The sequence below is a fragment of the Sphingomonas sp. LR59 genome (genome assembly GCF_036855945.1).
Taxonomy (GTDB): Bacteria; Pseudomonadota; Alphaproteobacteria; order Sphingomonadales; family Sphingomonadaceae; genus Sphingomonas.
Genome location: NZ_JASPFL010000001.1, coordinates 2,237,292 through 2,256,554 on the forward strand (window position 1 = coordinate 2,237,292; position 19,263 = coordinate 2,256,554).

13 protein-coding genes, 1 tRNA gene and 4 pseudogenes are annotated in these 19,263 nt (G+C 63.8%); 6 read left to right on the forward strand and 12 right to left on the reverse strand.

Annotated elements, in window-relative coordinates; translation table 11 throughout:
* Positions 1 to 11 precede the first annotated feature (11 nt).
* Positions 12 to 2,987 (forward strand): TonB-dependent receptor, encoded by a 2,976-nt coding sequence (locus QP164_RS10345; RefSeq protein ID WP_333923074.1) that lies wholly within the window; start codon positions 12 to 14, stop codon positions 2,985 to 2,987.
* 193 nt (positions 2,988 to 3,180) lie between these two features.
* On the opposite strand, the gene fghA is transcribed toward QP164_RS10345, so the two are convergent.
* The 3 genes and pseudogenes from fghA to QP164_RS10360 all read right to left on the reverse strand — a co-directional run bounded on the left by fghA (position 3,181) and on the right by QP164_RS10360 (position 5,511).
* Positions 3,181 to 4,014, reverse strand: a complete 834-nt coding sequence (gene fghA, locus QP164_RS10350) for an S-formylglutathione hydrolase (RefSeq protein ID WP_333923075.1) — start codon at positions 4,012 to 4,014, stop codon at positions 3,181 to 3,183.
* Positions 4,014 to 4,396, reverse strand: a pseudogene (locus tag QP164_RS10355) (VOC family protein). Before QP164_RS10355 ends, fghA begins: the two are co-directional and overlap by 1 nt.
* A 9-nt stretch (positions 4,397 to 4,405) precedes the next feature.
* Positions 4,406 to 5,511, reverse strand: a pseudogene (locus tag QP164_RS10360) (S-(hydroxymethyl)glutathione dehydrogenase/class III alcohol dehydrogenase).
* Between the two features lie 119 nt (positions 5,512 to 5,630).
* Between QP164_RS10360 and QP164_RS10365 the strand changes: the two are divergent.
* The 3 genes from QP164_RS10365 (at position 5,631) to QP164_RS10375 (ending at position 6,417) form a co-directional block, all read left to right on the forward strand.
* Positions 5,631 to 5,834, forward strand: a complete 204-nt coding sequence (locus QP164_RS10365; RefSeq protein ID WP_056048079.1) for a DUF2945 domain-containing protein — start codon at positions 5,631 to 5,633, stop codon at positions 5,832 to 5,834.
* 47 nt (positions 5,835 to 5,881) lie between these two features.
* Positions 5,882 to 6,142 (forward strand): SWIB/MDM2 domain-containing protein, encoded by a 261-nt coding sequence (locus QP164_RS10370; RefSeq protein WP_031394799.1) that lies wholly within the window; start codon positions 5,882 to 5,884, stop codon positions 6,140 to 6,142.
* A gap of 198 nt (positions 6,143 to 6,340) precedes the next feature.
* Positions 6,341 to 6,417, forward strand: a tRNA-Arg gene (locus tag QP164_RS10375).
* 49 nt (positions 6,418 to 6,466) lie between these two features.
* On the opposite strand, the gene uxuA is transcribed toward QP164_RS10375, so the two are convergent.
* The 3 genes from uxuA to QP164_RS10390 all read right to left on the reverse strand — a co-directional run bounded on the left by uxuA (position 6,467) and on the right by QP164_RS10390 (position 12,110).
* Positions 6,467 to 7,642: a mannonate dehydratase gene (gene uxuA, locus QP164_RS10380; protein WP_333923076.1), complete on the reverse strand. Its 1,176-nt coding sequence runs from the start codon at positions 7,640 to 7,642 to the stop codon at positions 6,467 to 6,469.
* Positions 7,643 to 7,754: 112 nt separating this feature from the next.
* The gene (locus tag QP164_RS10385; protein WP_132898451.1) at positions 7,755 to 8,552 is read right to left on the reverse strand and encodes a FadR/GntR family transcriptional regulator; all 798 of its coding nucleotides are present in this window, start codon (positions 8,550 to 8,552) and stop codon (positions 7,755 to 7,757) included.
* Between the two features lie 369 nt (positions 8,553 to 8,921).
* Positions 8,922 to 12,110 (reverse strand): TonB-dependent receptor, encoded by a 3,189-nt coding sequence (locus QP164_RS10390; protein WP_443027432.1) that lies wholly within the window; start codon positions 12,108 to 12,110, stop codon positions 8,922 to 8,924.
* 1,397 nt (positions 12,111 to 13,507) lie between these two features.
* On the opposite strand from QP164_RS10390, the gene QP164_RS10395 reads away from it, so the two are divergent.
* Positions 13,508 to 13,840, forward strand: coding sequence for a hypothetical protein (locus tag QP164_RS10395; RefSeq protein WP_333923078.1), 333 nt, complete (start codon positions 13,508 to 13,510; stop codon positions 13,838 to 13,840).
* A gap of 70 nt (positions 13,841 to 13,910) precedes the next feature.
* Here the strand turns inward: QP164_RS10395 and QP164_RS10400 are convergent, their stop codons facing one another.
* From QP164_RS10400 to QP164_RS10415, 4 genes and pseudogenes are all read right to left on the reverse strand, one after another.
* A complete protein-coding gene (locus QP164_RS10400; RefSeq protein WP_132898454.1) occupies positions 13,911 to 14,342 on the reverse strand; it encodes a DUF1178 family protein in 432 nt (143 codons plus the stop codon).
* On the reverse strand, positions 14,278 to 15,165 hold the full coding sequence (locus QP164_RS10405) for a carbon-nitrogen hydrolase family protein (RefSeq protein WP_333923079.1): 888 nt from the start codon (positions 15,163 to 15,165) through the stop codon (positions 14,278 to 14,280). The genes QP164_RS10400 and QP164_RS10405 overlap by 65 nt, the downstream gene beginning before the upstream one ends.
* On the reverse strand, positions 15,165 to 15,419 hold the full coding sequence (gene grxC / locus QP164_RS10410; RefSeq protein ID WP_056411423.1) for a glutaredoxin 3: 255 nt from the start codon (positions 15,417 to 15,419) through the stop codon (positions 15,165 to 15,167). Before grxC ends, QP164_RS10405 begins: the two co-directional genes overlap by 1 nt.
* A gap of 31 nt (positions 15,420 to 15,450) precedes the next feature.
* Positions 15,451 to 16,187: pseudogene (locus QP164_RS10415) on the reverse strand (ComF family protein).
* 90 nt (positions 16,188 to 16,277) lie between these two features.
* Here QP164_RS10415 and QP164_RS10425 point away from each other — a divergent pair.
* Positions 16,278 to 17,121, forward strand: a pseudogene (locus QP164_RS10425) (class I SAM-dependent methyltransferase).
* Here QP164_RS10425 and QP164_RS10430 read toward each other — a convergent pair.
* Positions 17,122 to 17,514 (reverse strand): response regulator, encoded by a 393-nt coding sequence (locus QP164_RS10430; RefSeq protein WP_333923081.1) that lies wholly within the window; start codon positions 17,512 to 17,514, stop codon positions 17,122 to 17,124.
* Positions 17,515 to 17,578: 64 nt separating this feature from the next.
* Complete coding sequence (locus tag QP164_RS10435) at positions 17,579 to 19,255, reverse strand: ATP-binding response regulator (RefSeq protein WP_333924233.1); 1,677 nt, start codon at positions 19,253 to 19,255, stop codon at positions 17,579 to 17,581.
* Between the last annotated feature and the right edge of the window lie 8 nt (positions 19,256 to 19,263).

Here is a 19,263-nt window from a genome sequence, read left to right on the forward strand (position 1 = left end):
AGAGGACTGCCATGGCTAAGTTCGAACTGCTCGCCGCATCGGCGATGATACTCCTGTCGATCGCGCCGGCAATGGCGCAGACCGCCACCACCACATCGGCTGAAAACACCGCGCCGACCAACGGACCCGGCCAGGAAGCCCCATCGACGCAAACCCCGTCGACGCAGACCGCCCCAGCCGATACGCCGTCCAGCGCTTACGCGTCGCAGGATATCGTGATTACCGCGCAACGCCAATCGCAGCGTCTGCAAGATGTTCCGATTGCTGTGAGCGCTTTTACCGCTGAAAACCTCAGCAAGCAGCAGATCGTCAACCCGAGCGCGCTCCAGCAGACGTTGCCGAACGTCACCTTCACCAAGACCAATTTCACCACGTCGAGCTTCACGATCCGCGGGATCGGCGATCTGTGCACCGGCGCGACCTGCGACACCGCGACCGCGATCCACGTCAACGACATGCCGCTGGTGACGACCCGCCTGTTCGAGAGCGAGTTCTTCGATCTGGAGCGGATCGAAGTGCTACGCGGACCGCAGGGCACGCTGTTCGGCCGCAACGCCACCTCGGGCGTGGTCAACTTCATCTCCGCCAAGCCCGATCTCTCCGCGATCCATTCGGCCGCCGAGTTCGAGTACGGCAACTACGACTCGAAGCGCGTGAAGGCGATGTTCAACCTGCCCTTCACCGACACGCTCGGCATCCGCGTCGCCGGCACCTATCTCAACCGCGACGGCTATACCAAGAACCTGTACGACGGCCGCAAGATCGACGGGCGCGATCTGTATTCGATCCGCGGCACGCTGTCGTGGGAGCCGACCAGCGACACCCGGATCGACCTGATCGGCTATTATTTCCGCGAAAAGGACGATCGCTCGCGGTTGCAGAAGCAGCTGTGCCACCGCGATCCGACCGGCGTCCTGGGCTGCCTGCCCGACCGGCTCGCCAACGAGACCGCGAACGGCAATTCGACGCTGTCCGCGGTACTCAGCTCGAACGAGTTCTTCGCGGTCAACAACCCCGCGCTCGCGCGCTTCGGCCTGCAGAGCCTGTACGGCCGGGATACCTATGCCGGCGTCGTCAACCCGACCGACGTCCGCACCGTGTCGCTCGACTACAGCCCGACCTATTTCGCCGAGGAGGAGCAATATACCGCCAAGATCTTCCACGATTTCGGCCCGGTCAGCCTGAACTTCACCGGCGGCTACACACGCAACGTGGTCGACAGCACCGCCGACTATAATCTCGCGGTCGAGAACCCGCTGACCAACAATGCCGGGCTCGCCAACCTCAACGCGCTCGCCCGGACCGGATCGCCGTTCGCGTTCCTCAACGGCGTGCGGCAAACGCTGATCCCCAACGGCGCGGCGGGAGGCGTATGCCAGTCGGCGGCGGATCCGAACAATGTCGGCATCTATGGCGGCAATTCGATCGGGTGTTATGCGCAAAGCCTCGACTTCGATCGCTCGCGGCAGAAGAACCGCCAATATTCCGCCGAGGCGCATCTCGACAGCAATTTCGACGGCATGTTCAACTTCCTGCTCGGCGGCATCTATGTCGACAGCAAGTCGACCAACACCGATTACTTCGTCAATGCGTTCGGGCTGGACTATGCCTCGGGCATCCTCGGCTCGGCGAACGCCGCGGGGGCCGGGCTGCCCGCCGGCAACGGCTATTTCCTGTCGACGCCCTTCTATCGCAACAGCGATACCGAGTTCCGCCTTAAATCCTACGGCATCTTCGGCGAGACGTATTTCAAGTTCACCGACAAGCTGAAGCTCACCGTCGGTCTGCGCTACAACCATGACAAGAAGACCGACCAGGCACGCAACCTCGCGCTCAACGTGCTGACACCGATCGGCGCGACGGGAATCGAGCAGGGGCTGAACTACGGCACGGTCGATTTCGACCCCAATCTGCCGGGGCGCCAGGAGTTCGCCAATGCACAGGTCAGCTTCTCGCGGCTGACCGGGCGCGCGGTACTCGACTACCGGATCACCGAGAACAACCTGCTCTACGCGTCCTATTCGCGCGGGTATAAATCGGGCGGGATCAATCCGCCGCTGCTGCCGATGTTCAACGTCAGCAGCACCTTCCTCCCCGAGCAGGTCAATGCCTACGAGATCGGCTCGAAGAACACCTTCGGCGGCGGCCAGCTCAGGCTGAACCTCACCGGCTTCTATTATCAGTACAAGAACCTCCAGCTGAGCCGGATCGTCGCGCGGACCTCGGTCAACGACAACGTCAACGCCGATATCTACGGCGTCGAGGCCGAAGCGATCATGAGCCCGATCCCGGCGTTCGTGGTCAACATGAATGCGAGCTACCTGCATTCGAAGGTGTCGAGCGACAAGTTCCTGGTGAACCCGCGCGACGTGTCGGGCGGCCGCGCGGACGCGGTGATCATCAAGGACATCACCAACGCGTCGAACTGCGTCGTCGTACCCAACGTCGCAGGCAACGCGGCGCTGTCGAACGGCTATGTCGCGGCGGTCAATCGCGCGATCGGCCTGCGCGCGCCGACCGCGATCCCGACGGTGGCGGCGACCGGCGCGTTCGGGATCTGCTCCGTGCTCGGTGCAAATGCGGCGGCGAGCGGCGTGTCGGTGCTCGACGGCGTCACCACCAACATCCGCGGCAACCGCCTGCCGCAGGCACCAACGTACAAATGGTCGGTCGGCGCGCAGTACACGATCGACTTTGCGAACGGCATGAGCCTCGTGCCGCGTGCCGACCTCAACTACACCGGCGGGTTGTCGGGCAGCATCTTCAACACCCAGATCGACCGGATCCAGGGGTATGAAGTCGTCAACATGCAGGTCCAGCTCAATGCACGCGAGGACCGCTTCTACGTCCGCGCGTATGTGCAGAATCTGACCAACAATGATGCAACGACCGGGCAATATGTAACCGACCAGTCGGCCGGGCTGTTCACCAACATCTTCACGATCGAACCACGGCGCTATGGCGTGGCGGCTGGGTTCAAGTTCTGAAGGGGGCGGACGATCGCGTGATCCTGCCTGAGCGGGATCGCGCGCGGGGCAAGCGTGGTTCTCTAAACGGTGAGATCCCAGCTTTCGCTGGGATGACGGGCGGGGTTTGGACGTGCGCGCCCCTCCCCGTCACCCCAGCGAAAGCTGGGGTCTCCCGCTTGGGAATAGCCGCCCGCCAAAAGCGAACGGTAATTTACCGTAGCCGCGCCGCGTGCCAGGCGACATGGTCTGCCATGAACGTCGAAATGAAGTTGTAGCTGTGATCATACCCCGGCTGCATCCGCAGAGTCAGGTCGATCCCCGCCGCCTCGCACGCGGCCGCCAGCAACTCCGGCTTCAACTGCTCCACGAGGAAGCCATCCTCATCCCCCTGATCGACCAGAATCTCCGCCACCCGCACGCCATCCTCGATCAGGGCGCAAGCATCATACGCCCGCCACGCCGTCCGGTCCGCCCCGAGATACCCGCCAAGCGCCTTCTCGCCCCAGGGACACTGCGACGGCGCCACGATCGGCGCGAACGCCGACACGCTGCGGAACCGCTCCGGATTACGCAGCGCGATCGTCAGCGCGCCATGCCCGCCCATCGAGTGTCCGAAGATCCCCTGCCGGGTCATATCCGCCATCGGAAACGCCGCGCCGATCAGCTCCGGCAGTTCGTTCTCGACATAGGACCGCATCCGGAAGGTCTTCGCCCAAGGCTCTTCGGTGGCATCGACGTAGAAACCGGCGCCCTTGCCGAAGTCATACGCGTCGTCATCCGGCACGTCGTCGCCCCGCGGCGACGTATCCGGCGCAACGAGGATCACGCCCAGTTCTGAACACGCCCGCCGATACTCGCCCTTGTCCATGACGTTCGCGTGCGTGCACGTCAGCCCCGACAGGAACCACAAAACCGGCAACCGCGCGCCCTGCTCATGCGGCGGCACGTAGACCGCGAAGGTCATGTCGGTGCCGGTCGCGGTCGAGGCGTGGCGGTAGACGCCCTGGATGCCGCCATACGCCTTGCTGGTCGAGACGGTCTCCATCACGCGACCCGGTGCAGTGCGCAGATCTTGTTGCCCGACGGATCGCGCAGATACGCGAGGTACAGCTTCCGCCCCCGGTAGCCTCGCGTACGCCCGGCGAATCCTCGCAAGCGGTACCGCCATGCGCTAGCCCGGCTGCGTGCCACGCATCAGCCGCCTCAGTCGAGGCTGCAGCGAACCCCAGCGTGCTGCCGTTGCCATGGCTCGCCGGCTGTCCATCGATCGGCTTGGTCAGCAGGAAGCGGCTACCGTCATGCGCGTAGACCACCCGCCCCCAGTCATCGACGACACCTTCGGGTACGCCAAGCGCGCCCAGCGCCGCGTCGTAGAATGCCTTCGAGGCAGCGACGTCGTCAGCGCCGATCATGATATGCGTGAACATTCCGCCCCCTCAGTAGATCACGACGGAGCGGATGCTCTCGCCGGCGTGCATCAGGTCGAAGCCCTTGTTGATCTCGTCGAGCGTCAGGCGGTGCGTGATCATCGGGTCGATCTCGATCATGCCGTTCATGTACCAGTCGACGATCTTCGGCGTATCGGTCCGTCCGCGCGCGCCGCCGAACGCGGTGCCGCGCCAGTTGCGCCCGGTGACGAGCTGGAACGGCCGCGTCGAGATCTCCTTGCCCGCCTCGGCCACGCCGATCACGATCGAGGTGCCCCAGCCGCGATGGCAGGCCTCGAGCGCCTGCCGCATCACGGTCGTGTTGCCGGTCGCGTCGAAGGTGTAGTCCGCGCCGCCGTCCGTCAAAGCGACGATGTGCTGGACGATGTCGCCGACATCCTTGGGATTGGCGAAGTGCGTCATGCCGAAGCGCCGGCCCCATTCCTCGCGGTCCGGATTGATGTCGACGCCGACGATCATCCCCGCGCCGGCAAGCCGCGCGCCCTGGATCACGTTCAGCCCGATCCCGCCGAGCCCGAACACGACGACCGTGTCGCCCGGCTGAACCTTCGCCGTGTGCACCACCGCGCCGACCCCGGTCGTCACGCCGCAGCCGACATAGCACGAGGTGTCGAACGGCGCGTCCTCACGGATCTTCGCGACCGCGATCTCCGGCAGAACTGTGAAGTTCGAGAAGGTCGAGCAGCCCATGTAATGGAAGATCGGCTGCCCCTTGTAGCTGAACCGCGTCGTGCCGTCCGGCATCAGCCCCTTGCCCTGCGTCGCCCGGATCGCGGTGCACAGGTTGGTCTTCTGGCTGAGGCACGACTTACACTGGCGGCATTCAGGCGTGTAGAGCGGGATGACGTGATCGCCGACCGCGACGCTGGTCACGCCCGCGCCCACTTCGCGGACGATGCCGGCGCCTTCATGCCCGAGCACGCTCGGAAACAACCCTTCCGAATCAAGCCCGTCGAGCGTGTACGCGTCGGTGTGGCAGATGCCCGTCGCCATGATTTCGACGAGGACTTCGCCAAATTTCGGTCCTTCGAGGTCGAGTTCGACGATCTCGAGCGGTTTTTTGCCTCGAAGGCTACGGCGGCGCGGGTCTTCATCGGTCGGTCTCCTTGATTACCGCCCTGATGCCCCCCGAGCCCCGGCTTCGCAACCCGCAGGCGATGCAACCAATGTCGCGTTCCCGCGCTTGATCCTTTCAAATCAAGGAGATGGCAGCGTGAAGGATCCGAAGAAGGGCGACGAGGTCACGTGGAAATCGCACGGCGGCGAGGCGCACGGCACGGTCGAGAAGAAGCAGACCAGCGACACGAAGATCAAGGGGCACACCGTCAAGGCGTCCAAGGAGGAGCCCCAGTTCATCGTAAGGAGTGACAAGGGCGGCAAGGCAGCGCACAAGGCGGACGCGCTCACCAAGGCGTGACCACGCGCGCAGTGCCTAACGCACGCGCGCAACAGGAAGGAATGCTTATGGCTACAGCTCCCAAGACCGGCGGCATCCACGCCCCCGTCCAGCCCTCTCCCGAGCTCGGCGAGATCGTCGGCAACGACAAGCTGCCGCGCAGCGAAGTGATCAGCAAGGTGTGGGTCTACATCAAGGCCCACAACCTCCAGAACCCCGAGAACAAGCGCGAGATTCTGGCTGACGAGAAGCTGAAGAAGGTCTTCGGGCGTGACAAGTGCACGATGTTCGAGATGAACAAGTACATCTCGCAGCACGTCAAGGCCTAACCGCCAGCACTGCACGGCAAGCGGCGACGGGGCATCGACAGCGATACCCGTCGCCTCTTGATACTCTATACCCGACTACTGTTACCTGATGGTGGCTACTTGGTCGCCCTGGCCCCTAGCGGCCCCACAATGCCCCTTGGCAGATCGCGAACCAGACGCTTGATCACCTCATCCGACCGTCGTACTGCGCAACCGGATGCCCCCGTAGCTCAGCCGGATAGAGCGACGGTTTCCTAAACCGTAGGCCGCGTGTTCAAATCTCGCCGGGGGCACCAGCCGTAGATCGTCGACGACCCGCTGCATTCGACTGGCCTTTCCCAGCGCTCAAAGCCGAGCGGTGGCCTGGTAGGCGAGACCCGCTTCCAGTCCGCGCAACTCCGCCAGGCCGCGCAATCGTCCGATCAGGGAATAGCCCGGATTGGTGCGCCGGTTGAGATCGTCTGCCATCTGGTGACCGTGATCCGGTCGCATTGGCAGCGATCGCCCCGTGCGCGCCTCCAACGCGATCAGTTCGGACATGATGGCCGGCATGTTCGCATCACCCTCGAGATGCGCCGCCTCGTGGAAGGCACCGTCGGGCTCGCGTTGCACCGATCGCAGATGGACGAAGCCGATACTGTCACCGAGCCGCCGCACCATGCCCGGCAAATCATTGTCCGCGCGCGCGCCGAACGAGCCGCTGCAAAAACACAGGCCGTTCGCAACGGAGGGCACCGCCGCCAACAATGCGCTCACGTCCGCCTCGGTGCTGACCACCCGGGGCAGGCCGAAGATCGGGAATGGCGGGTCGTCGGGATGCACAACGAGTCGGATCCCCTCCGCCTCGGCGACCGGGCAAACGGCCTCCAGGAACGCGACGTGATTGGCACGCAGCCGCGCTGCATCGACCTCGGCATAGGTTTCGATCTGTTCGAGCAACTGCGCCGAGCTGAAACTCTCTTCGCTCCCCGGCAGGCCAGCAATGATCGTCCGTTCGAGCGTTGCGCGTGCCGCATCGTCCATCGCCGCGAAACGCTCGCCGGCGATCGCGACGATATCGGGGGCATAATCCGCCTCGGCGCCGGGACGACGCAGGATGTGGATGTCGTAGGTGGCCAGCGCATGGAGTTCGAACCGCAGGGCACGCGCGCCGTCCGGCAGTTCCCAGCTCAGGTCGGTCCGTGTCCAATCGAGCAACGGCATGAAATTATAGGTCACGACCTCGATGCCCTGCCCGGCAAGGTTTCGCAGACTGGCGATATAGGCTTCGATCAAACGGTCCCAGTCACAGGAATGCGTCTTCAACGCTTCCGCAACGGGCAGGCTCTCGACCACTTTCCACGCCAGCCCGGCATTCTCGATGATGCGGCGGCGCGTGGCGATGGCATCCATGGTCCATATCTCGCCATTCGCGACCTGATGCAGCGCCGTGACGATCCCGGTCGCGCCGGCTTGGCGGATGGCATGAAGAGGCACAGGATCACTCGGGCCAAACCAGCGCATGGTCTGGGTCATCGTCATTTGGCAGCTATCCCCGTGCTAAGATCATGGCGAGCGCGACGCATCCCCCGTAGCGGTTGATAGCAGCTACGCAATTGGTCTGACAACTTCTTACCGCCACCTTGCGAGGGCATTACGATGGCGCAATGCCGCCATAGCGTTGCCTGGTCTCGGCAAGCGCGAGCCGCGCCTGCTCCATCGCCATTTCCTCGGTCTGGAACAGCAGATGGTCCATCACCGACGTCAAGTGCGCGCGCATCGCCGCCCGTGCGCCGACTGCGTCGCGGGCGCGCAAGGCATCGACGATCGCAGCATGTTCCGCGACCACCGGCCGCACCTTGGCGTTGCGCGCCTTGGCATGGAGCAGCGCGCATTCGGGAGACGTCGATCGGAGATGCCACAAATCCTCGATCGTCCGGACGACACCGGCGTTCCGGGTCGCCTTCGCGATCGCCATGTGGAAGTCTCGGTCGGCAATCTCGGTGACTTCGGCGAGCAGGTTTTCGGTCGTCATCGCATCGACCAGACCGTCGAGCACGCGCACCTCCCCATCGCTGATCTGAACCGCCGCCAGGGCCGCCGCTTCGCCCTCGAACATGATCCGCGCCTCGGTCAGCTCGAAGGCGGTGATCGCGAAACCGGGCTCTTCCCCCTGCCCCGGCAACCGGCAGACATACGCCCCGGAACCGACCCGCACTTCTATAAGGCCCTGCACTTCCAACGCGATCAGGGCTTCACGTACCGCTGGGCGGCTTGCGCCGTAATCGATCGCCAGCTCTCGCTCCGCGGGCAGCCTGTCGCCAATGGCATAGGTTCCGATCGTCAACTGCTCGACCAGCTGCCGCGCAATACGCTGATAAAGCCGGTCATTGGCCGGAGGATCATAGGCTCCCACCGTGGACAGTGTCTTGCGTGCTGCAGCTTTCGCCATCGGACTTACCAATCGATCGTATTCAGCCAAATGCTACATCGTAGGCAGCGGCGTGGAAAGACATCATCGCGTGCGAGTCGCCCTTGTTCCAGGCTGCTGCGCCGCGCCTCGGCCATCAGATGGCTCCGCGGCGTGCGCGCAGACCGTGCCCGGAAACGCTCTCACCCCGAACCCGCGCTTGTGCCAGTCAGACCGCACCGCGGCGGACAAGGCCGAGCCAATTATGGTACGGCGCGCGATCGTCGGGCGGGGCGATCGCGGCCGTGGCGTCTCGTCGAATAGACGACGGGACGATCGGATCACGACCGCCCCGCGTATCGACTAGCCCGTTCACAGGCTAGCCCGTCTACAGACTAGCCTATCCGAAGACTAGAACGTGCCGCGCAGACCGACCAGGAACTGACGACCCGGCTTGTACTGCGTGAAGGTCGCGTTCTCGAACTGGAAGTACGACCGCAGCGTCGCGTCGGTGAAGTTCGCGACGTTGATCGTCAGCTGCGGCGCACCCTTCAGACCGAAGATCTTGTCCAGATCGAACGACGACGAGAAGTCGTACGTCGTATAGTCGGTGCCGAACAACGCCGCCGCCGGGATGCCATTCTGCGCCGCGCCGCTGTTCTGCGAGCCTTCGCGCGAGGTCGTCGACACGCGCAGCATCACGCCGTTCTTCTCGTAATAGCCGGTGATGTTGTAGGTGAACGGGGCCACGCCGAACGCCTGGGCCGGACCATCGCTGCGCTGATCGACGACGGTTGCGTTGGCGTTGAAGCCGAAGCCGGTGACGCCGATGTGCTTGGTGATGAAGTCGAGCGGCTGGACCCACTGGAATTCGAGGCCGTTGATGGTCAGCTTGTTGGGTACGTTCACCTGCGACGTGACCTGCACCTGCGCAGCTGCCGGACCGCCACGCGAATTCAGCGCGATCTGCTGCGTCGGGTTCAGCGTGTCGTACGTGATCCCATACTGTGCCAGGTTCGAGAACGGCACCGTGCTGATGAAGGTGTTGGTGAACCCCTCGATCGACTTGCGGAACGCGTTGAAGCTGACGACGCCTTCGCGGCCGGTGTAATATTCGAAGCCCAGATCGAGGTTGGTCGAGAGATAGGGCTTCAACGCGGGGTTGCCGATCGTTGCCTGATCCGCCGACGGCGCACCGAAATTGACGCCCGGCAGCTGTGCCGACGGATCGGGGCGAGTCATCGTCCGCGAGCCCGCAACGCGGACCACCGCATGATCGCTGACGTCATAGGCGAAGGTCGCGGCCGGCAGCCACTTCGCATAGACGTTGCGCGTCGAGACGTTGCTGACGAGGTTCGGATAGCGGCTGCCGTCGGGCAGTGCGGCACCGGTCGACGTCGTGTTGCGCGGATCGGGCAGCGACACGCGCCCGGTGATCGTCTGGATCGTGTTGACGTAGCGCACGCCGACGTTGAACCGCAGCATGTTGCCGCCCAGCTCCTGCTCGCCATTGACCGTCGCGAACGCCGATTTGACGACTTCACGGATCGCACCGCCGCTCGCACCCGTGTTGGCCGCGCCGGTTTCCGGGGCGTTGTCGTGATACTGGTCATAGTTGCTGGCGGCCGCGAACTTCGGCCAGTCGACCGTCACGAACCCTGCCGGTCCCGGTTTCAGATACGTCGGCACCGCCGAATTCGGAATCAGCGAGCCACCATAGGTAACGGGTCCCGTCATACCCGAGGTCGATCCGGTGCCATAGCCCGGATAAGTCGGATAGCCGGCCGGCGCCGCGCCGGGCGCGTTCAGACCTTCGCAGGGTGGCTGTGAATTGGGCGAGCCGACGAATACGCTGGGGTTGTTGCCACAGACCGCATTCTGCCACGCCTGGCTGTTGTCGTACCCGCGGATCCGACGAAACACGTCGTCGAATGCGCCGCCGACCTTCAGATTGAGCGCCTTGCCGCCCCAAGTGAGATCGCCGCGCCCGCCCTTACTCGTGTTGAGCCGCCGCTCGTCCTGAATGTTCACACGGCTTCCCGCATTCCAACCGAAATTGGCGGGATCGTTGAGGTCCAGCCCGCTCTCGATCGTCGGGATGCTTCCGGTATTGGTATAGGTGACCGTGTTGCCGACACCCAGCGGCGTGGTCAGTCCTACCGAAGGGCTTTCCCGGTGGAACGTGGAGCGCGCGTAATTGCCCTGAAGGTTGAGCTTGAGCGTGTCGGAGATTTCCCACTCGCCGCCAGGATTGATGCTGAAGAGCTTCGTCGTCTCGGTATAGGGACGGAATTCGTTGAAGAACTGCGCATTGGCGAAGGTGCCGCCGGTGACGACGCAGCCGATCGTGCAATCCGCCTTATCGAACGTCAGGTTCGTGGGGATGACCGCGCCATTCCGAACGATCCACGCGACGTTCTCGCGGATCAGGTCGTTCTTCTTATAGCCGTACAGGCCATCGACATAGAAATGCAGCGTATCGGTCGGCTGCCACTCGGCGCTGATGATCGCATTGAGACGGTCGCGTGGACCGCGGATGCTGGTCGAACGACCGAGGCGCGGCAGCAACGCGTTGTCGATCTGCTGGATCGTCGCACCCGGGTTGTTCGCGAGCAGGAACGCACTGGTGATCGGCGTGCCTGCTACCAGACCAGCACCGGCGCCGACGGGCACGACTGCCGGGATTGTCCAATTGCCGCCGCCCGTCGTGTTGCACCCCGACGCCGCACCACATTGCGAGGCCGTCAATGCAGGATTGGTATAGCCAATGGTTTCGAACCCGCGCGTGTCGGTAAACAGACGCTGTGCCGACACGCCAGCGAGGATACCGAACTTGTCGTTACGCCAGCTACCGATCAGCGAACCACGCGCGCCGATCCGGTCCTCGGGCGACTGCTTGGTGCCCTGAACGTTATACGCGAGGAACGAGGTTGCACGATCGAACGGCCGCGCCGACCGCAGATCGATATTACCCGCCGCACCGCCTTCGAGAAGATCAGCGGTATAGCTCTTGTTGACCGTGAGCTTGGTGAACAGGTCGGTCGGGAAAAAGCTCAGATCGACCGACCGGTCGGTCCCTTGCGCGTCGGTCGCACCCGACGACGCCACGGCGATCGTCGCGCCGTTGAGCGTCACGTTCGTGAAGTTGGAGCCAAGTCCACGGATCGCGACGTTCGTCCCCTCGCCAGTCACGTCGCGTGTAATCGTGATACCGGGAATGCGGTTGAAGGACTCGGCGATATTCGTATCGGGAAACTTGCCGATGTCTTCTGCAAAGATCGAATCGGTGAAGCCAGTTGCCGCTCGCTTTGCATTGGTCGATTTGGCGAGGCTGGAGCGATACCCGGTGACTACGATGTCAGCGCTGTCTGCCGCGTCGATGGTACCCGGCGTCTGATCGGAACTTGGCAAGGTCGCAGCTGGCGATGCCGTCGTGGATTCTCCCGCGGCGGCCGGAGCATCTTGCGTCACGGGCGGCGATGGATCCTGCGTCGGCGGGATGGTTTGAGCGCTTGCGATGGTAGAACACAGCGCCGCCATCGTCGTCGCGCACAACAATGCCGCGCGCGTCAGACGAGGTACCGTTTTAAAAGATGTCATGGTCGGGGTCCTCTCCGAAACCTCACCAACGTTGTGGCGAGAAAGCCTAATTTGGTCGTCGGGCGTGGGGACGTGCGTCAGGCGTCGCGGAGCGCGAAGCGCCACGGCGTGCCATATGCTGAAATTTGAATCGCCAACCGTCCAACTCCCGATCACGCCCGTCTGAAGCAGGCTATTGATAGCGGTACCTTAGGACGAGTGGTTGCCGAGTCAAGACTTTCCGGCATGGCCAATTTTTCTATTTACGGTACGATCTCAGTCAAATTCGACAGGCCGATGGTAAGATGCGGTATTACCAATACGGATGATACTTCGTTCGTCGAAAGCATTGGGGCCGCTCGGTGTCTCGGCCAAGGCCATATGCGTATCGACGCACGGCAAAACGCGCCACTTGGGTTCTAAAGCAGCAACGCACCATATCCTTGGGGCTATGTGAGCGCTCCCACCTATTAGTCCATGCCAAGGGAGCGCTTTAGTAGCGAGCAATCTGGATTCACTTGGATGTCTAACGCGTGCAGCACGGGCGTAACAACCGCAGGCGCGATGCTGGGATACCCTTAACGGGCTGGTGTCGGTGCCTTCAAGGCAGCTACCGCGTTGCGTCGTACGGTCGATCCCAAAGCCTCGGTAGAAGCCTCGATACCATGCATCGAGGGATAGGTCTGACAGGCGTTCCTAGTGCGGACTTCGCGCTTGGCTTTCTAGCCACGCCGCCGAAACCTTAGCCTGGCAGCCTGGCAGCCTGGCAGCCTGGACCTAGCTGGATTTCGCTCTACCGAACTGCCACCAGCGACGCGGTGCGCGTAGATCGAGTCCGCGCGATGTCGATGCACGCCCAAGATCGCGTGTCAGCGACCGTAGTTGACGATCGTTCAGCGCGACCGAGACTCGCGTGAGGCGCCCCTCTGCATAATCTGCGGCCGTCCCGGCAACCTGAATCGTCAGCATGATGCCGTTGCTCGAGGGAACCCTCTTCCAGCCAACCAGCGCACCCGTCACTTCGACAGACATAACTCTCTCCACGTCCCCCAACCCGACCGGCGATGCCAAGGCCTGCGTTCGGAACGCGGCGATGGCGGATCGAGTAAAGGATTGTCAATGCAGCGCATTCTGGGGGGCATGCAATGGCGAAGTCTCACCGCGGGGCAGATACGCTACACGCCCCGCGGCGTGGTTTGCATACCGCCGCGAAGGTTAACGCATTATAAATTACCCTATGTCGCCGCCAATGTCGCGTGGCCTGTCTGCGTCAGGCGCGTTCGGCTCCATCCCCGCATGGCGTTCGCGGAGACTGTCGTCACGGACATTGGCAAAATCGCCATGCTGGATCGGCCCAGCTTTGCAATCGTTCGTTCGTAAACCTTTGCGCAATCGCCTTAATCAGGCAAACGGCTCCGATGATACTGGTCTCGCTCATGCTGGCGCTCGCTCTTACGCCTCCACCGTCAAATGGTACCCCATCGGCCAAGGCTGCCTGGGAAAGCTGCCTTCAGACATTTGCGCAAGTCGAGAGCCTCGGTTCGAAGAGCGACGTCACGATAGCGGTCGGCGCGTTGGCGGCGTGCTCATCCGATCGCGATCGGTACACCAAATCGCTGATCCGTGAGGCCGGCGCATCGCCGCAGACCGGTCAGACGGCCATCGAACGCGCGCAAAAACAGATCGCAGCCGATCAACGCGATCTGACTATCCGGCTTTTGGCCTTTATCCGGCGCGCTCGACGCGTCTAACATTCGCGCACCGAAACGATCGCAATCATCCCCGTCATCCGCCTTACCCGCAAAGATCCGCGGCCGACGCTCAGTTGAGCTTTTCGGGCGGCGCGATCGGTAGCGGCAGCGGCGTGATCGCTATCCCGTCGTCGACCAGCGCCTTGGCATCTGCAAGGCTGGCCTGACCGTGAATGGTCGCCTGTTTCTCCTCGCCCAGATGCATCGCACGGGCGCGTTCGGCAAATGCCGGCCCGACCCATTGCGAAGATTTGAGCGCTTCGGCCTGTCGGGTGGCAATCAGTTTCATCACCGCCTTGACCGCATCCGGAGTCGGCGAGTCGGGCGTCCTGTTACCCTTCGCTGCAATCGCGGGCGCCATCAGTGCCTTGGTAATGTCGGCGCTGTCGCAAAGAGGGCATCGGACCTGGCCTGCGGTGCGCTGATCTTCATACGCGCTACTCGACCCGAACCACGCCTCGAAGACATGGCCGCCGCCGCATTTGAGGTCGAACACGATCATCGGACGATCGTGACGGGGGTATCGGCCGGCGGTGTCGCAGAACCGGAATACGCGATCGGACCGCGTCGACTTGCGCGGGATCGAGGTCGATGACGGCGAGACCCGCAGCCTCTGCCATGTCCAGGATCACCTCACCCCAGGGGTCGATCACCAGCGAATGTCCATAGGTTGTGCGCCCATCGGCATGGGTCCCGGTCTGCGCGGCGGCGACGACATAGGCTCCGGCCTCGATCGCGCGGGCGCGTAACAGGACGTGCCAATGCGCAGCCCCGGTCGGTTGCGTGAACGCAGCAGGGACCGAGAGGATCGTCGCGCCCGCATCGCTGAGTGCGCGATACAGGTCGGCAAAGCGCAGGTCGTAGCAGATCGACGCACCGACCCTTCCCGCAGGCGTATCGACCACCACTGCCGCGTCGCCGCCGACATAAGCTGCGGATTCACGCCAGCTTTCGCCCGACGGCAGGTCGACGTCGAACAGATGCAGCTTGTCATATCGCGCCCGGATCACCCCCGCCGCATCGATCAAAAAGCCGCGATTGGCGAACTTGCCGTCTGGGCGCCGTACCGCGAGTGACCCGAGATGGACCCAGATGCCCGTCTCTGCCGCCGCCCTGCGCACTGCGGCCAGGACGATGTCGGTATCTTCAGCAACTATAGCGGCTCCGGCTCGCGCACGGTCGCGATCGATCAGCCCGGACATTTCGGGCGTGAACAGCATCGTGGCGCCCTGTCCCCCCGCGGCGCGGATCGCATCGACCAGCGTAGCGGCGTTGACCGCGGGATCGATCCCGCTGGTCATCTGGAGGACGCCGATCCGTGGCATCAGGCGAGCAGCGGGTCGAGGCCACCCTTTGCGTCGAGCGCGGCGAGGTCGTCCGAGCCGCCGATGTGCTTACCATCGATGAAGACCTGCGGCATCGTCATGCGCCCGCCCGATCGCTCGACCATTTCAGCCTTTTTCGGGCCGCCCATCGTGACGTCGAACGTCTCGGGCTCGACACCCTTAGATGCGAGAAGTTTCAGCGCCCGCGAGCAATAGGGGCAGAACTGTTTTATGTAGATTTCAACTTTAGCCATTCGTCGGAAATGTGGTTCGATACCGCTCTTGTCAATCGTCACGGTCCGCCGACAGCACACGCGCCCAGCATAATATCGTGACGGAGCGGGCACCTGCGCGCAACAGAACGCGGGTGCACGCGTCTGCGGTCGCGCCGCTGGTGTAGACGTCATCGACCAGAACGACGGTCTTGCCGCGCACGCGTTCGGCCGCCTCGATCGCGAACGCACCCGCGACGACCTGAGCGCGTTGTCGCCCTCCCAAGCCGCGCAAGACGACGGTGCGACGCGGTCGGACGAGCACGTCGCGGTCCTCTGGGACGGCACTCAGTTTGGCCAGCGCCTGCGCGATCAGCGCCGCCTGGTTGAAGCCGCGCGACCAGATCCGCCGACGATGCAGCGGGACTGGGACGAGCAGGTCGGTCTCGGCCGGGAGCAGCCATCGCATCCGCAACGCCATCGTCTCGGCAAAGGCCGTCCGCCCACCATATTTCAGGCGAAGCGCAAGACTGCGGGCGACGGGTCCATAGACTACAGCCGCGCGCACGCCCGCATGGCGCGGCGGATCGCGCAGGCACGCGCCACAGCGCGCATCGGCGCCGCGATCAAACGCGAACGGACGATTGCATCCGGCGCACCAGGGGGCGCGATGAAGCGCAGGCTGGACCAGCATACCGCGCAGAACCTGTGATCCTGCGCGACCGGGTCGCCGCACCCGGCGCAGCGCGGCGGCAACGCGGCGTCGACGATATGGCGTAGCACGCTCGGCAGTTTGAAAGGCTGGTTCAAGCGCGGTTGCAAAGGCAGGCCTCCTTTTCCGGGGCCGCTGTTTGCGCCGTACCCCTTGTCGGCGATGCCGGTGCGCGGCACAAGCGCCCCGTGTCCGATCAAGCCCCCGAAATCTTCGACCGCGCCGCGCGGCGCCACCGCCGCGATCGCGCTGCGCCCGACTATGCCGAGCACGACTTTCTCCGCGCGACGATGCTCGACGGGATTGCGGAGCGGCTGGAGGCCGTCACGCGGTCGTTCGCCGATATCCTCGATCTCGGCTGTTCTCGATGCCGCGTTTCCGGCGCCGATCGGTGCGCGGATCGCGCGGTGCGATCCAGGCTATGCCTTTGCCGCCAATGCAAACGGCGTGCAGGCCGATGAAGACCGGCTGCCGTTCGCCGATGCCAGCTTCGACCTTGTCGTGAGCGCGGGCGTCCTCGACCAGGTCGACGACCTGCCCGGCGCGTTGTCGCTGATCCGGCGCGTACTGCGCCCCGACGGTCTCTTCCTTGGCGCGTTCGTCGGCGCCGGCAGCCTGCCTGCCTTGCGCGCCGCACTCCGCGTCGCCGAGGCCGACCGGCCAGCGGCGCGCTTACATCCTCAGATCGACGTCCGCTCCGCCGGCGACCTGCTGATGCGCGCCGGCTTTGCGTTGCCGGTCGCGGATGTCGAGACGCTCGATGTCGGCTACCGCGATCTCGGACGAATACTGGGCGATCTGCGCGGGATGGCAGCAAGCAACATGCTCAAGCAGCGCCAACCGATGTCGCGTGAAATCTTCGGGCGGACGCTGGCCGCATTCGGGGATGCCGCCGACGACCGCGGCCGGACGCACGAGACGTTCCAGATCGTCTTCCTGACCGGCTGGTCCCCCGACCCGTCGCAGCCAAAGCCGGCACGACGGGGCAGCGCGACCACCTCGATGACGGACGCGCTGAAGCCTCGAGGCTAGCTAGCCGATCATCCCTTCGCCTTCGGCATCGCGCGCTAAAATCCGGCCCATCGCGTCGAACAGCGAATCCATCGCCACCGGTTTGAAGATCACGTCATCCGCGCCGGCGACGAGGCAGCGCTGGCGAAGATCGGGGGCGATGTCTGCCGTCACGACGATGATCGGCACGCGGCCCTTGGCATCGTTCCGCGCGCGAATGTGTTTGATCGCGGTCACGCCGTCCATGCCGGGCATCCGCAGATCGACCAAGATCATCGCGAAGTCCTGCTCGTCGATGATTTCCAGGCCGCGTTCGGCGCTTTCCGCTTCCACCATCGTCACGCCGGCGACATCGAGCATGTCCTTCACGACACGTCGGTTCATCCGGTCGTCCTCGATGAAGAGAACGTTCACCATCGCCTCGTCGACAGCAGCACTTGCGAGGGAATTACGGCGGACATAATCGTGCATCTACGCTTTATGCGGCGTTCGACACAAGGACGGGATGTTCGAGGTCCTGCGGGGGCGACTCGCCATAGATCGCGCGCACCAAAGCCGCGCCGCTGACCGGCTTTGCGATGACCCTGGTCACCCCGGTCGCAAGCAATTCGTCGTGCTCCCGCGCGGATGATACAGGCCATAGCAGACTCGTTTCCGCGCCGGCTGACCGTGCCGCCTGCGCGATGATACGCAGATCGGCGAGCGGGTCTTCGCCGAGGCGGACCGTCGCATCGTCGATCAGGACGTGCGCGATCGGACCTTCCGCCAACCGCTCCACGGCGGCGTCGGCCGATCCCGCAAACGCGATCGTTCCGGCACGCGGGGCCAGCAGGGTCTTGAACATGCTGCGCGTGATCGGATTGCGATCGACGACCAAGGTAACCGCGGTACCGATCGCGACCGGAACGACGACCGGCGCGACCGTGGCGGCACGGACGAACGGCAGGACCAGCGTGAAGGTCGTGCCCTGCCCCTCGACGCTGGCGACCAGGACATCGCCGCCCATCGCCCGTGCGAGGTTGCGACAGATCGCCAATCCCAGCCCGGTCCCACCAAACTGACGGGTGGTGCCGGCATCGGCCTGCGCAAAGGACTCGAAAATCTGTTCGAGCTTGTCGGCAGGGATGCCGATCCCGGAGTCGGTGACCGCGATCCTCAACCGACCGTCCTCGGCAACCTCGACGGCGAGCACGACGCGGCCACGCTTGGTGAATTTCAGCGCATTGGACAGCAAGTTGAAGACGATCTGCCGGATCCGCACCGCGTCGCCGATGATCATCGCGGGGCAGCCGTTGAGCGCGATCTCGAACGTCAGGCCCTTGCTGTGCGCCTGCTCCTCCCACATCCGCGTCGCGTCCATCACCGTCGCACACAGATCGAACGGCGCCGCCTCGATCGTCAGGTTGCCAGCCTCCATCTTCGCGACGTCGAGAATATCGTCGACCAATGCGCGCATGGTCAGGCCGGCATCGTGCACGACACCCAGCCGATCGCGCAGCAACGGCGATAATTTGGCGTCGGCCAGCATGACCTGGGTCATACCGAGAATACCGTTGAGCGGCGTGCGGATCTCATGGCTGGTGGTTGCAAGGAACTCCGTCTTGGCCGCGAGCGCCTTGCCAAGCGCACCGTTGGTGATCGCCAGATCCGCATTCGCCGCACGGACCAGATTGCGACTGCGGCGGATCGTGAACAGGCCGATCGCCAGCAACGCGATCACGATCGCGACCGCCGCCGAGATACCCATGAAGACATAGCGCTGGGTCTGCACCCGTGCGCGTTCGAACGCGATGCCGCGCCGCAGTTCGTCGGCGCGCAACTGGCTGATCTTCAATTCCTGGTTCGCGAAATCGAACCGCGCCGCCATCAGCGCCGACTTGGTACTGGTCGCGACTTTCGTCGCATCGTCGTCGATCCGCTTGACCGCCTGCAGATGGACAAGCGCCGACTTCGGATCGTTCGCCGCCAGAAACACGTCATACGCAGTCTGATGAATGTCCTTGGGCGATATGCTTGTTCCCTCGGGCCCAAGATCCGCCAGCGCCTTAGTGATAAGTGTTACGGCACGCGGAATTTGTCCGCGTTGCAGTGCCAGCTGTGCCGAAATTGCAATGATGCCCGCCCTCAGTCCGGACGTCTCACGGTCGGCCGTCAACAGCAGGC